The organism is Qipengyuania sp. 902, from assembly GCF_051195295.1.
Lineage (GTDB): Bacteria > Pseudomonadota > Alphaproteobacteria > Sphingomonadales > Sphingomonadaceae > Qipengyuania.
Genome location: NZ_JBNJLJ010000001.1, coordinates 357,073 through 369,946, shown reverse-complemented (window position 1 = coordinate 369,946; position 12,874 = coordinate 357,073). Strand labels below are relative to the sequence as shown.

At 65.1% G+C, this 12,874-nt stretch carries 17 protein-coding genes; 11 read left to right on the top strand and 6 right to left on the bottom strand.

The window, feature by feature from the left end:
• Positions 1–37 precede the first annotated feature (37 nt).
• Both ACSH0F_RS01760 and ACSH0F_RS01755 read left to right on the top strand, forming a co-directional pair.
• Positions 38–1,342, top strand: coding sequence for an amidohydrolase family protein (locus ACSH0F_RS01760; protein WP_435199317.1), 1,305 nt, complete (start codon positions 38–40; stop codon positions 1,340–1,342).
• Positions 1,339–2,577 carry an amidohydrolase family protein gene (locus ACSH0F_RS01755; RefSeq protein WP_435199315.1) on the top strand — a complete coding sequence of 413 codons (1,239 nt, stop codon included), beginning with the start codon at positions 1,339–1,341 and terminating at the stop codon, positions 2,575–2,577. The genes ACSH0F_RS01760 and ACSH0F_RS01755 overlap by 4 nt, the downstream gene beginning before the upstream one ends.
• Before the next feature lie 18 nt (positions 2,578–2,595).
• Here ACSH0F_RS01755 and ACSH0F_RS01750 read toward each other — a convergent pair whose 3' ends face one another.
• Positions 2,596–2,952: a hypothetical protein gene (locus ACSH0F_RS01750; protein WP_435199313.1), complete on the bottom strand. Its 357-nt coding sequence runs from the start codon at positions 2,950–2,952 to the stop codon at positions 2,596–2,598.
• A gap of 99 nt (positions 2,953–3,051) precedes the next feature.
• Here ACSH0F_RS01750 and ACSH0F_RS01745 point away from each other — a divergent pair, with 99 nt between their 5' ends.
• Positions 3,052–3,240: a hypothetical protein gene (locus tag ACSH0F_RS01745; protein ID WP_278329301.1), complete on the top strand. Its 189-nt coding sequence runs from the start codon at positions 3,052–3,054 to the stop codon at positions 3,238–3,240.
• A 39-nt stretch (positions 3,241–3,279) separates the two neighbouring features.
• On the opposite strand, the gene ACSH0F_RS01740 is transcribed toward ACSH0F_RS01745, so the two are convergent.
• Entirely contained in the window at positions 3,280–4,419 is a 1,140-nt protein-coding gene (locus ACSH0F_RS01740) for a M14 family metallopeptidase (RefSeq protein ID WP_435199311.1), read from the bottom strand.
• Complete coding sequence (locus tag ACSH0F_RS01735; RefSeq protein ID WP_435199309.1) at positions 4,416–5,027, bottom strand: hypothetical protein; 612 nt, start codon at positions 5,025–5,027, stop codon at positions 4,416–4,418. Before ACSH0F_RS01735 ends, ACSH0F_RS01740 begins: the two co-directional genes overlap by 4 nt.
• A gap of 131 nt (positions 5,028–5,158) precedes the next feature.
• On the opposite strand from ACSH0F_RS01735, the gene galE reads away from it, so the two are divergent.
• The 3 genes from galE to ACSH0F_RS01720 all read left to right on the top strand — a co-directional run bounded on the left by galE (position 5,159) and on the right by ACSH0F_RS01720 (position 7,170).
• Positions 5,159–6,172, top strand: a complete 1,014-nt coding sequence (galE, locus tag ACSH0F_RS01730) for a UDP-glucose 4-epimerase GalE (protein ID WP_435199307.1) — start codon at positions 5,159–5,161, stop codon at positions 6,170–6,172.
• A 163-nt stretch (positions 6,173–6,335) separates the two neighbouring features.
• Positions 6,336–6,461: a type B 50S ribosomal protein L36 gene (ykgO, locus tag ACSH0F_RS01725; RefSeq protein WP_050599643.1), complete on the top strand. Its 126-nt coding sequence runs from the start codon at positions 6,336–6,338 to the stop codon at positions 6,459–6,461.
• A gap of 103 nt (positions 6,462–6,564) precedes the next feature.
• Positions 6,565–7,170, top strand: coding sequence for an HAD-IA family hydrolase (locus tag ACSH0F_RS01720; RefSeq protein ID WP_435199304.1), 606 nt, complete (start codon positions 6,565–6,567; stop codon positions 7,168–7,170).
• An 83-nt stretch (positions 7,171–7,253) separates the two neighbouring features.
• On the opposite strand, the gene ACSH0F_RS01715 is transcribed toward ACSH0F_RS01720, so the two are convergent.
• The gene (locus tag ACSH0F_RS01715) at positions 7,254–7,595 is read right to left on the bottom strand and encodes a CC_3452 family protein (protein ID WP_435199302.1); all 342 of its coding nucleotides are present in this window, start codon (positions 7,593–7,595) and stop codon (positions 7,254–7,256) included.
• 186 nt (positions 7,596–7,781) lie between these two features.
• On the opposite strand from ACSH0F_RS01715, the gene ACSH0F_RS01710 reads away from it, so the two are divergent.
• Entirely contained in the window at positions 7,782–8,336 is a 555-nt protein-coding gene (locus tag ACSH0F_RS01710; RefSeq protein ID WP_435199300.1) for a winged helix-turn-helix transcriptional regulator, read from the top strand.
• A gap of 40 nt (positions 8,337–8,376) precedes the next feature.
• Positions 8,377–8,658: a hypothetical protein gene (locus ACSH0F_RS01705; RefSeq protein WP_435199298.1), complete on the top strand. Its 282-nt coding sequence runs from the start codon at positions 8,377–8,379 to the stop codon at positions 8,656–8,658.
• Here the strand turns inward: ACSH0F_RS01705 and ACSH0F_RS01700 are convergent.
• Positions 8,634–9,434 (bottom strand): hypothetical protein, encoded by an 801-nt coding sequence (locus ACSH0F_RS01700; RefSeq protein ID WP_435199296.1) that lies wholly within the window; start codon positions 9,432–9,434, stop codon positions 8,634–8,636. The two genes, ACSH0F_RS01705 and ACSH0F_RS01700, sit on opposite strands and share 25 nt — an antisense overlap.
• Before the next feature lie 141 nt (positions 9,435–9,575).
• Here ACSH0F_RS01700 and ACSH0F_RS01695 point away from each other — a divergent pair, with 141 nt between their 5' ends.
• Entirely contained in the window at positions 9,576–9,923 is a 348-nt protein-coding gene (locus ACSH0F_RS01695) for a hypothetical protein (protein WP_305931540.1), read from the top strand.
• A 10-nt stretch (positions 9,924–9,933) separates the two neighbouring features.
• Here the strand turns inward: ACSH0F_RS01695 and ACSH0F_RS01690 are convergent, their stop codons facing one another.
• Positions 9,934–11,442, bottom strand: a complete 1,509-nt coding sequence (locus ACSH0F_RS01690) for a YifB family Mg chelatase-like AAA ATPase (protein WP_435200517.1) — start codon at positions 11,440–11,442, stop codon at positions 9,934–9,936.
• A 161-nt stretch (positions 11,443–11,603) separates the two neighbouring features.
• Between ACSH0F_RS01690 and ACSH0F_RS01685 the strand changes: the two genes are divergently transcribed.
• Positions 11,604–12,545 carry a hypothetical protein gene (locus ACSH0F_RS01685; RefSeq protein WP_435199293.1) on the top strand — a complete coding sequence of 314 codons (942 nt, stop codon included), beginning with the start codon at positions 11,604–11,606 and terminating at the stop codon, positions 12,543–12,545.
• Positions 12,546–12,666: 121 nt separating this feature from the next.
• On the top strand, positions 12,667–12,801 hold the full coding sequence (rpmH, locus tag ACSH0F_RS01680; RefSeq protein WP_278327865.1) for a 50S ribosomal protein L34: 135 nt from the start codon (positions 12,667–12,669) through the stop codon (positions 12,799–12,801).
• Positions 12,802–12,874: the final 73 nt, after the last annotated feature.

Below are 12,874 nucleotides of genomic sequence, written 5' to 3'. Positions count from 1 at the left end.
GATCCGGCGCTAGTGTGGTGCGTCGAGGGAGTGTTTCATGATTTCAACCGCAATTCGCACAGGCGCTATCGGCGCCTGCTCTGCATTGGCGCTTTGGGCTAGCGTTGCTCAGGCGCAGGAACGGGCCGTGGCTTTCGAAGGCGCGACCATTCATACCATGGCCGGCCCAGCGCTCGACGATGCCACGTTGGTGGTCGAGGGCGGCAAGATCGTTGCAGTGGGCACCAATGTGGCCGTTCCCCCCGATGCCGAGCGCCGCGATGCGAGCGGCATGGTTATCATGCCGGGTATTGTCGATACGCACTCGCACATCGGCTCGGTAGCGGGTGCCGACAGCAGCTCGCCGATCCAGCCCGAAGTGCGCGCCATGGATTCGATCAATCCCCGCGATGCCAGCATCGCCAAGGCACGCTCTGGCGGGGTCACGACGGCCAATGTCATGCCCGGCTCGGGCTGGCTGGTGAGCGGGCAAACCTTCTACATGCGCCTGCGCGATGGCGAGACGATCGAGGATATCGCGTGGTTCTTCCCGGACGGTTCGGTGATGGGCGGCTTGAAGATGGCCAACGGCACCAATCCGATCCGCGAGACGCCCGGTTTCCCGACCACCCGCGCCAAGTCCGCTGCGCTGGTCCGCGCTGCCTTCACCGAGGCAAAAGCCTATTGCGGCGGCGACAAGAAGACAGTCGATCTCGGCAAGGAAGTGCTGTGCGAAGTGCTGTCGGGCAAGCGGCTGGTGCATCACCACACGCACCGCGCCGACGACATCATGACCGTGCTGCGCTTGCAACGCGAGTTCGGTTTCAAGGTGCTGATCCAGCACGGAATGGAAGCCTGGAAGGTCGCCGAGGAACTGGCGGCGGCCGGTATCCCTGTCTCCAACATTCTCGTCGACAGCCCGGGCGGCAAGCTGGAAGCGCAGGAATCGCGGCTCAATACCGCCGCCACGCTGGAGCGGGCCGGCGTGCTGACCTCGCTGCATTCCGATGACGGCATCATCGATTCGCGCCTCATGTTCCGCCAGGCCGGCATCGCCGTGCGGGGCGGGATGAGCCGAGAGGGCGCGCTGCGGGCGCTCACCATCAATGGCGCGAAACAGCTGGGGCTGGACGATCGCGTTGGCAGCCTCGAAGTCGGCAAGGACGCCGATTTCCTCGTGCTCTCTGGCGATCCGCTGTCGGTCTATACCGATGTAATGGAGACGTGGGTCGAAGGGGAAAAGCTATTCGACCGCACAACCGAGGAAGGCAAGCTGCTGGCCGAAGGCGGCTATGGCGCGGGCAGCCCGATGGCGCTCTCGCATCACCACTGGGAAGCAGCCGAAGCGGAGACCGGCCAATGATCAAGCATATCGCCAAATCGCTCGCCGCAGCCGTCCTTGTGCTGGCCCCCACCCATCTCGCCGCGCAGGATGTCGCCGTGCGCGCCGAAACGCTGCACACCATGGATGGCGCGGCGATCAACGACGGTATCGTCGTGATCCGCGGCGGCAAGATCGTAAGCGTCGGCCCCGCTGCCAGCACCGGTGTGCCCGAAGGTATGGAAGTGCTGACCGCCAAGGTGGCGACGCCCGGCTTCGTCGATGCGCGCACGGTGGTCGGCCTTGCCGGCTATCTCAACCAGTTCGACGACCAGGACCAGCTTGACACGGGCGCTGCGCTCCAACCGCAGCTGCGCGCGATCGACGGCTATAATCCGGACGAGACGCTGGTCGATTGGGTCCGCTCTTTCGGGGTCACCACCGTCCATACCGGCCACGGGCCCGGCACGGTCGTTTCCGGCCAGACCATGGTGGCCAAGACATGGGCCAAGACGGCCGATGTGGCGGCGATCGTCCCGCGCGCGATGATCGCAGCCAATCTCGGACCCAATGCGCTCGACAGCGACAAGGGCCCCGGCACGCGGCCCAAGCAGATGGCGCTGCTCCGCGCCGCGCTGACCGCGGCGCGTGCGGGGCAGGTCCCGGACGAGGCGCAGAAGAGGCGCGCGCAGGAGGAAGAAAACGACCTCGGCACGATCAAGCTCGATGTCCGCGTCTGGCGGGACGTACTGGCGCGCCGCGTGCCGCTGATGGTCACCGCCAACCGTTCGCAGGACATCATGAGCGCGCTGCGCCTCAAGGAAGAGTTCGACATCGATCTGGTCATCGACGGCGGGGCTGAAAGCTATCGCCTGCTCGACCAGTTGCGCGAGGCCGGGGTCACCGTGATCCTGCACCCGACCATGGGCAGGCACTATGGCGACATGGAGAACGCCAGCTTCACGACCGCTGCCACCCTGCGCGAAGCGGGCATCCCATTCGCGCTGCAATCCGGCTACGAGGCCTATGTGCCCAAGACCCGCGTCATCTTGTGGGAAGCGGGCTGGGCGGTGGCCAACGGCCTGGCGCCCCAGCATGCGCTGGCCTCGATCACGATCGACGCGGCGCGTGCCATCGGCGTGGGAGAGCGGGTCGGCTCGCTCACCGTCGGCAAGGATGGCGATGTCGTGCTGTTCGATGGAGACCCGCTGGAATACACCAGCCATGTCACCGGCGTCGTGATCGACGGGCGCGTGGCGAGCCGGGAGGTGCGCTGAACCGAGCGCCGGTCCGGCTCAGTTCTCCTTGCAGCGGATCCAGTGGGTCTTCCCGGCCCAGGTGACCTGCCCGTCGTAAGTCCAGCCATTGCGCTTCGTGCGCATGACCAGCAGCGTGCTCATCATGTCGGCATCGGTGAGTTCGAGGCGCATTTCCTCGTCGTCCAGCCACCATTGCGGCGCTTGGACGGCGATCTTCTTGCCATCGACCCACAGATGTTTGGCGACGATCGGTGCGCCGGGGACGTGACCGAAGCCGATGGAGACCTTGATCTCCGGTTTCGCTGCCGTCGTACAGAGAAGACCGCCGGTCGCGGCTGCCGGACTGGCGGCGAATGCAGCGGTCATTGCGGCGATGGATAGTGACTTACGCATTGACCCACAGTGCCATGCGCTAGCTGAATTTTCGCTGTCCGGAATTAACCATTGCGTACCGCCTGGTGCACTAGCCTCACCGCATCAGGAGATGATTCGATGAAATTCGTGAAACTGGAATCGCGCGGCGGCAATTACCTCGTCGTCGCCAGCAATATTGCATGGCTCAGAACTGCCGAGAACGGCCAGACCAATGTCGGCATGGTCGGCGGCCAGCCGCTGCTCGTCACCGGGTCCATCGAAGAGGTCGCCCAGAAAGTACTCGACGGCATCGCCGCCGCCGCTTGATTCCAAGGCCGGGGCTGCATCGCGGCAGCCCGGCCCACCTCAGCCCTTGTCGCTATCCAGCCATTCGAGCAGGCTGGCAAGGCAGTCGCGCGCCAGCATCTTGCACCGCTCAGGGCTCCATCCCTGCTCGGGCTCGGGGCTGGCCGGATTGTCCTTGTAAGGCATTTCCAGGGTCATCGCCGTCGCGCCGAAGCGCTCGGCGACCTGATTGGTGCTCATCGACAGATTGGCCTTGCCCGGTGCCGACTTGGTATAGCCCTGCTCGGTCTGGAAATCGGGCGTGCGCCGGTCGAGAATGCGCTCGTACAGATAAAAGCGTTCACCGTGCTCGTCGGTCCAGCTGGGGATACCCTCGTATCCGGCGAGGAAGGCGACCGGGATCGCTTCGTCGCCATGCACGTCCATTGCGAAATGCACGCCGGTCTCGTCCATCGCATTGCGGATGGCGAGCACTTCGGGGCTCTTTTCCGCAGTCGGATTTTCCCATTCGCGGTTGAGATTGGTGCCCACCGCATTGGTGCGCAGGTGCCCGCGTTTCGATCCGTCGGGATTGGCATTGGGCACGACATGCAAGCGGCAGCGCTGGCGCAGTAGGCGGCCGACGCTGTCGGTGGGGTCGGTCAGCAATTCGAGCGCGCCTTCCATCCACCATTCGGCCTGCGTCTCGCCCGGATGCTGGCGCGCATAGAGCCACACCTGCGTCTCCCCTTCGCCCATCGACAGGCAGTCGATCGGCTGCCCGTCGAGTGTTGTGCCGAGGCGCTTGTAATGCACGCCCTCGCTAGATGCGGCTTCGGCAACGAGATCGTGGTGACGGTCCATCGAATAGGGCGTGAAATAGGCGAAATAGGCAATGTCGCTGGCGGGGGTGTAACGGATCGTCAGCGTGCCGTTGTCGGCACTTTCGTCCCAGCTCGATGCCGCACGGCCCCAATAGTCGCGATCTTCCGACACGCAGGCATCATATTGCGGCCAGCCGCCGGGATAGGCGCTTTCCTTGAGGCCTGTAATCTTCAGTTCGAGCTCGCGCCCCGCAGCGCCGCTGACGCGGAAGTGGAACCACTGCGCAAATTCGCTCTGGTGGTCCTTGCGGATAGCCAGCTTGGCACTGGCGCCGTCGACGGACAGGACTTCGATATTGCCGCTGTCGAATGCGCAATCGATATGGATGTCGTTCACTCGGGTACCTTCACTTCGATCGTTTCGCCATTGTTGCCGGGAAACTCCCGGAACAGCGCGGAGGCGACCGTCTGGGCGTTCGCCGTGCCGCGCGCAAGGGGTGAGTCTTCCGGCGGGCTGAAATCCGCACGGCCTTCCCACAAGCTCGCGCCGCTCGCGGCTTCGCTGATGCGGACCGACAGTTCCGTGCCGAGCCGATCCTTCTCGCCCCCGCCAAGATTGATGCCGATCCCGACGCCCACGCCCGAACCATAATAGCCGCCCGTTCGCCCGCCGACGCCGACGCTGACGGGGCTGCGGCGGCCGTTCGATCCGATGACGTAACCGTCGACACCGACCTGGGCGATCTGGCTGGCGCTGGCGCGGTCGGTCTCGACATAGCCGAGCGCGACGAGTTCGCGCGCCACGGCGGCCTTGTAGGGCGCCATGGCCAGGCTGTCGCCATCGGTGCCGGGCATGGTCTCAACGAAGATGGTACCCTGGCCGAGCCGGGCGGCACTGTCGGGAGCGACGAAGCGGGTCACTTCGACCGGACCCGGCGGTGTCGCACATCCAGCAAGGGCAAGCGCGGCGCACAGGCCGCTTACGGAGATCATCGGTTTCATCATGCGATCCTTTCACGTCTCGTCGCCAGACTGCGACAGTTGCCCAACGCATGGGCAGAGCAATCCGCTCCGGGACGTGGCGGCAGGCTCTCTAGAGCGTTGCCGTTACCAATTCGTATGCTAGGGCGCGGGCGATGGACAGCGCAGACAAAATTCCCGTGCTGGTGACCGGCGGGGCAGGCTATATCGGTAGCCACGCGGTGCTCGGCCTGCGCGATGCAGGTTGGCCTGTGGCGGTGATCGACAACCTCTCGACCGGCTCTGCCTTCGCGGTACCGGAAGAGGTGCCGCTCTATGAAGGCGACATCGCCGACACGATCCTGCTGGAGCAGATTTTCCTCGAACAGGGAATCGGTGCGATCATGCATTTTGCCGGATCGATCATCGTGCCGGAGTCGGTCGAGAACCCGCTCAAGTATTACGACAACAACACGGTGAAAAGCCGCGCGCTGATCGAGGCTGCGATCGATGGCGGGGTCGGGCATTTCATCTTCAGCTCGACCGCCGCGACCTATGGCACGCCCGATGTCGAGCAGGTGAGCGAAGACACGCCGAAGCAACCGATCAATCCCTATGGCTGGTCGAAGCTCATGACCGAGCAGATGTTAGCCGACGCCAGCGCAGCGCATGATTTCAACCATTGCGCGCTGCGCTATTTTAACGTCGCCGGTGCCGATCCCGAAGGTCGGACCGGCCAGTCGACCGCCGGCGCGACGCATCTGATCAAGGTCGCCTGCGAGGCGGCAACCGGCAAACGCGATCACATCGCGGTCTTCGGCACCGATTTCGAGACGCCCGACGGCACCGGCGTGCGCGACTATATCCATGTAAGCGACTTGGCGAAGGCGCATCTGATGGCCCTCGAGACATTGATCGCGCAGCCCGACCGCTCGCTGACGATGAATTGCGGATATGGCCGCGGGTTTTCGGTGCTCGAAGTGCTCGACGCAGTGGACCGGGTGACCAACCAGACCATCGACCGCCGCATGCAGCCGCGCCGCGCGGGCGATCCGGGCAAGCTTATCTCGGATCCCTCTCGCATTCGAAAGACGCTCCCGTGGAAGCCGCAGTTTGCGGATCTCGATACGATCGTGAGCCACGCGCTGCAGTGGGAACGGCGGCTGGCGGAGATCAGGGGAGAGGGGTAAGGGCTTTTGTAACGTGCGGTCAGGACATCCGTCCTGACCTTGCCTGTTCCATCCCACGCCCCCAATCACCCTTGACCGGAATCACCCCTGCCGCTAACGGGCGCCCTTGAATTTGCCGCGTCGGGGCTTATCTCCGGCGCGTATTTATTTGACGAGACAAATCATGAAGATCCGCAACAGCCTCAAGTCCCTCAAGGGCCGCCATCGCGATTGCCGCGTCATCCGCCGTCGCGGGCGCACCTATGTGATCAACAAGACCAACCGCCGATTCAAGGCCCGCCAGGGCTAATTCGGCGCGCTGCCGCACCGGCAGCGTGGTTGTTCAAGGCCGGCCCGGCCCCGCAGGGGGTACGGGCCGTTCGCATTTGGGCTAAGCGCATGAAGGTGATGCAATGACCGTGGAAGCCGTCGTATTCGATGTCGGGCGCGTGCTTTACCAATGGCAGCTGTCGCATTTGTTCGAGCGGATCGTCGACGATTCCGCGCGCCTGGACTTCCTGCTTTCCGAGGTCGTGACCGAAAAATGGCATTTCGAGCATGATCGCGGCCGTGCGCTGGTCGATATGGTGCCCGAGAGGATCGCGCTCTACCCAGAATACGAAGCCGAGATCCGCGCCTATGCGACGCGGTTCAACGAGACGATCCCCGGCCCGGTTCCCGGAAGCATCGAACTGGTCGAGCGATTGGCGGCGCGCGACGTCCCGCTGTACGCGATCACCAATTTCGGCGCCGAATTTTGGGCGCGCTTCCGGCCGACTGCGCCGGTGTTCGAGCGGTTCCGCGACATCGTGGTGTCCGGCGAAGAGAAGCTAGCGAAGCCCGATCCCGCAATCTTCGATCTCGCCCGCAAGCGCTTCGGTCATGACGCAGGGGCGATGCTGTTCATTGACGACAATGCGGCCAATATCGCGTCGGCCAGAGAACTTGGTTGGCAGGTCCACCATTTCAGCGATGCCGCGAAGCTTGAAGTCGATCTCACCGCGCGAGAGTTGATCTGACATCAGGAAAAAGGGCCCCCACGATGACGCGGGGGCCGATGAGTAGTCCCCACGATGGAGAGGGCGGGGAGGGACGGGAGGGATCAGCCGTTGCACTTCGCCAGCTTGTCGTCGGCCAGCGCTTCGCCCTTGGCGGTGAAGCCGGCGATCTCGCCGACATCGCGCTGGAGTTCGCGACACATGCGCATCGGGCGGGAAGTGCCTTTGACGGCGATGCAGGTAGTGCCGTTGCACTGCCAGGCGACGCCGCCGGCGACGATCACGCGATCCTTGGCCGGCTGAGCCAATTCGGCGGTGTAGAACGGTGCGTTGGGGGCGGCGGTGGCGGGCGCGGGTGCAAGCGCCGCACCGAAGCTGGCGGTGGTCCAGGCGACGGCACCGACGATGGCACCAAGATTGACCGAGCGGGGGAGGGAGAGGGTCATGAGAGGGTCCTTCAAAAGTTTCAGTTCTGATCAACCGGGCTTGCCATTCGAACTATCAGGTTTCAAAAAGCAACCAGTTGCGAATAGCCACCTATGACTTTAAGTTGCATGTAGCAACCTATGTTTTGAAATATTTTGGATTTGCGGCAATTTGCGCTAGATAGGTTGCAAGAAGGGAACTGATCTATGGGCGATATCCGCGAACCGCTGCGCGAACTGACCGAATGCGGGCTGCCGCAGGCGCTCGAAGTCATGGGGGAGCGCTGGTCCTTCATGATCCTGCGCGCCAGCTTCAATGGCCTGCATCATTTCGAGGAGTTCCTCAGCGAGCTCGGGATCGCCCGCAACATCCTCTCCAATCGTCTCGCCAAGCTGGTCGAGAACGGCATCCTCCGCCGCGATCCCTGCCCGGATGATCGCCGCAAAATCGAATATCGGCTGACCGACAAAGGCTTCGACCTGCTGCCCGCCATGGTGGCGCTGCGGCAGTGGGGCCAGAAATACGGTGCCGAAGTGGTGGAGAACCCCGTACTCGTAGACGAGCGGGATCGTCTGCCGATCGGCCCGACTTCTATCCTCAGCCACGATGGCCGCATCCTCGGCCCGCAGGATCTCGCCCTGGTCGAACGCTCCGATCTCGGCGTGCGTGCCGATGGAAGCCAGGCGGACCAGGAGGGTTCCCTCGGCCTTGGCGAGGTAATCGACATCGAAAGCCTTCGCCGCGCCAAATCCGCCGCCTGAGCGCACGCACGACGGGCGCTATATTGTCGTTCGCGGCCGCTTGTGGCGCGCGAGCAATCCGCACCTGCCGGAGGACGAGCGCCAGCGGCACGTGAATGCATTGATGGATGCGCGCCGTGCGGTCGGCGCTGCCAAACGCAACGGCGATCCCGCTGCGGAAAAAGCCGCGCGCGCGAAAGTCCACCAAGCGAAAGTCGCGCTTGGCGAACGCGGAAGGGTATGGTGGGACGACGGCGCTCCCGACTACAACCGCCACCTGCTCAAGAATACGCCCTATGCCGACGAGGACGACGCGGATCAGGGCTCGCGCCGCAGCTCGTAGTCTATCCGGATGCGTACCCACTCGCCCACCTGCGGCTGCCCGGCGATCTGCGGTGGGCGGACCTTGAACTGCCACGCCGCCGCCAGCACCGCCCGCCCGATCTGCGAGCCGCTGGGCCATTCGTCGACCAGAACGCAGTTCTCGACCCGGAATTGCGGCGCGGTCTGGCAATTGATCAGGCCCCAGCCGGGCCCACTGGCCGTCGAAAGATAGCCTGCCAACTCTCCATTGGTCGGCTCGCGATACCAGCGCGCGGCATAGAGCGGTTCGCCGTTTGGCCCGCTCCCGGCAATGCGCTGCGAATCGCCCGGTCGCGGCGTGAATGCCGGACCGATCGGACCTGCGCGCTGCCTATTTTGTGCCTGCGGTTGCTGCGCGAGATCGAAGCTCGGTGAAGACGCTGGTGCGGTCCGCAGCAGGGCAGGCGGCGGGGTCGGCTGCGGAACGGGCTGGTCGGGTACAGGCTCCGGCGGGGACACTTGCGATTGCGCTGTCGCAGGGGCGGGCGCGGGCTCCGCCAGTGCTTCGTCGGCCTCTTCCCGCGCATCACCCACATCGAAGGTGGACACCGCGTCCCGCATCGGCACCGGATCGCGGTTCACCAGTCCGAGCGACAACAGCAGAAGCAGCAGCAGGGCTTCCAGCAGGAGCGCGAACACCAGGCCGCCAGCCTTGCGCCGCGCATCGTCATCGAGCGCGTGCCACCAGTCGCGCAGCCGCGAGATCGCGCCGTATGACGCCCTTCGCTCGGCGGGTTCGGTGGGGGCGAGAGGCATGAGGTTCAGGAAAACAGCAGGTGTTGCGTGACGTCACATGCCAGCGTGGCTGCGTGACGTCATCGTTAAAGTGATCTCAACCCGTCGCCCCTAGTGCAGAGTCGTATTCGCGAATCTGAATAACTAGGCCGGACCAATTTCGTGATCGATATCGAAGTTCAGAACGAGACCCACCAGACGGTGTTCACCATCAAGGCCGTCACCGTGCCGCGCATCGGCGAAGGCATCCGCCTGCAGGAGCCGGGCGGCAACTGGGCCTCCTACGACGTGCTCGACGTGTGGTACCAGAAGGCCGAATACGGCGACGTCTGGCTCCCCTATGTCCACGTCCGCATGACGCCCGACGAGCTGAAAGCCGTCGAGATGGCGAAATCGAACCCGATGGTTGACAAGGCTCAGCAGGTTCCGATCGAGGACTTCCTGAAGAAGTTCGAAGGCGACCACGAGCACGAGACGGTCAAGCTCAACCTCGACATGACCGAGGATTGACCGCTCCCCCTCAAGCCCGCGGCGCCTGCCTGCGATAGCTAAGCGCTTCTGCCACATGGATGCGACCGACCTGCTCCGCTCCGGCGAGGTCGGCGATGGTGCGGGCGACTCGCAGCATGCGCGTGTAGCTGCGGGCCGAGAGGCGCATGGCGGTGGCGGCCTGCATCAGCAATTGGCGGCCCGGTTCGTCGGGGGTGGCGAAGGTCTCGAGCGCGTCGCCGTCGAGGTCGGAATTGCTGCGCACGCCGGTCTGCTCTGCGCGGGCGGTCTGGCGTTGACGGGCGGCCAGCACCCGCGCGGCGACCTCTTCACTGCCCTCGGCGGGCGGCGGCAGGGCGAGGTCTGCGGCGCTGACGGGATCGACCTCCACATGCAGGTCGATGCGGTCGAGCATCGGGCCGCTGACCTTGCTCTGGTAATCGGCGGCGCAGCGCGGCGCGCGGCTGCAGGCGAGCGCCGGATCGCCGAGATGGCCGCAGCGGCACGGGTTCATCGCCGCGATTAGCTGGACGTTGGCGGGGAATGTTACATGCGCATTGGCGCGCGCCACATCGACCGATCCGATCTCCAGCGGCTGGCGCAGCGAATCCAGCACGGCGCGCTGGAACTCGGGTAGCTCGTCGAGGAACAGCACGCCCAGATGCGCGAGGCTCACCTCGCCCGGCTTCACCCGCAGGCCGCCGCCGGTCAGTGCCGCCATGCTGGCCGAATGGTGCGGCGCGCGGAACGGACGGGCGCGGCTGATGCGGCCTTCCTCCAGCGTTCCGGCGACCGATTGCACCATGCTGACCTCCAGCGCCTCGGGGGGCGTAAGAGGCGGCAAGATGCCCGGCAGGCAGCTCGCCAGCAGCGATTTGCCTGCACCCGGCGGACCGATCATCAAGAGGTTGTGCCCGCCGGCCGCGGCGATCTCCAGCGCGCGCTTGGCAGTTTCTTGGCCCTTGACCTGTTTCAGGTCCGGCCCGCGCGCAGGCTCCTCCACCTCGCCCCGTTCGGGCGGGGGCAATTGCTGCGTGCCTTTCAGATGGTTGAGCAGGCTGGCGAGATCGGGCGCTGCGCAGATCGGCACCTCGCTTGCCCAGCGGGCCTCCGCTCCCTGCGCTTTCGGGCAGATCAGCCCGCAATCGGCCTCACTCGCATGGATGGCCGCCAGCAACACACCGGGTGAGGGCACGATCCGCGCATCGAGCGCCAGCTCTCCCACGGCAATCCATTCGGTCAGCTGCTCTGCATCGGTCACACCCATCGCCGCCAGCAGCGCCAGCGCGATCGGCAGATCGTAATGCGAGCCTTCCTTGGGCAGGTCGGCGGGCGAGAGATTGATGGTGATCCGCTTGGGCGGCAAGGCGAGGCCCATGCTGGATAGCGCGGCGCGCACTCGCTCCTTGCTTTCGCCCACCGCCTTGTCCGCCAGACCGACGATGTTGAATTTGGGCAGGCCGGGCGCGACCGAGCACTGCACTTCCACCGCGCGCGCTTCCAGCCCCAGATAGGCGACCGTCCGAACCAGAGCTACCAGCGTTAATCCCCACCGCGTGACGTACCGGGCGGGGATGGCCAGAACGGATTGATTTGTCGAGGGGAAACCCGGTCCATCGTGGTGGAGAACGAAAAGCGTAAAGACGGTCTTCACCAATCACTTTGGCAGTTCGGCAAGACCCGCGCGCACACAGCGGCGACATGCTTCGCATCCTCGCTTCGCTGCTATCGCTTGTCGGACTGGCGCTGTCCGGTCCCGCAGCGGCGCAGTCGCTGGGGCTGGTGGCCATGCCGGTCGTGTTCGTATCGACGCCGGTGGTGCAGCCGATCGAGGGCGCGCCGTTCTACGATTCGCGCGAGGGGCAAAAGGTGCTGGCCGAGGCCGTCGCGCTTCCCGCGCCGCTCCCGCCGCGCCGCGGTGCGGACTTCATCGGGATCCGCCCGCAGGCGGAGCTGTCCGTGTCGGACGCGCCGCGCTGGCAGGCTCCGCATGCCATCGACCGCAGCCGCCGCGACTATCGCCGGGGAATCGCCCGCTTCGGCCCGTTCCTCGTGCTCGACCAGCGCCGCGTGGCCTTGCTGGGCGAAACGGACCGCGCAACGCCAGCTGCCTTTGCTGCCATGCTGCGCGACTTCCCCGGCCTCGCGCAGATCGACATGGTCGAATGCCCCGGCACGCAGGACGATATCGCCAATATGAAGCTCGGCCGGATGATCCGCTCTGCGCGGCTGGTAACCCATGTGCCGACCAATGGCTCGGTGCGGTCGGGCGCAGTCGAACTGTTTCTCGCCGGTGTCGAGCGCGACATCTCCGACGGTGCCGAATTCGCCGTGCACAGCTGGATGGACGATTACGGCCGCGAGGCTTCCGATTTCGCTGCCGATGCGCCGGAGAACCGCAAGTACCTCGCCTATTATCGCGAGATGGGGATGAGTGAGGGGCAGGCGCGCGCCTTTTACGACTTTACCAATTCGGTCCCGCATCGCTCCGCGCGCTGGCTCGGCGCGCGCGACATGCGGCGCCTGACCGCTGCGGGTCTGCGCCACGCGAACGAAATGCGCGAGCCCAAGCCCGTCCCGTCTGCTCGCGAGGCGGCAGAACCGGCGCCGAAACTCACCTATGCGGCCATGACTTTTTCTTGACGCGCAGCGCCCGTGTGGGTATGCGCGCGCCATTCAAGCGGTCACCCCGCCCGGGTGGCCCTTTTTATTGGTGGCAGCCGGATGGCGCCGCCGGACACTGTAAGACTTAAGGACCTATCCGATGAAGCGGACTTTCCAGCCCTCGAACCTCGTGCGCCAGCGTCGCCACGGTTTCTTCGCACGCAAGGCGACTCCGGGCGGCCGCAAGGTCCTCCGCGCCCGCCGCGCCCGCGGCCGCAAGAACCTCTGCGCGTGATGTGATCCGCTGCGCTCCCGGCGCGGCGATCATCCGGTAGTTGCAAGCGGGCTCCCAACGGGGGCCCGTTTTG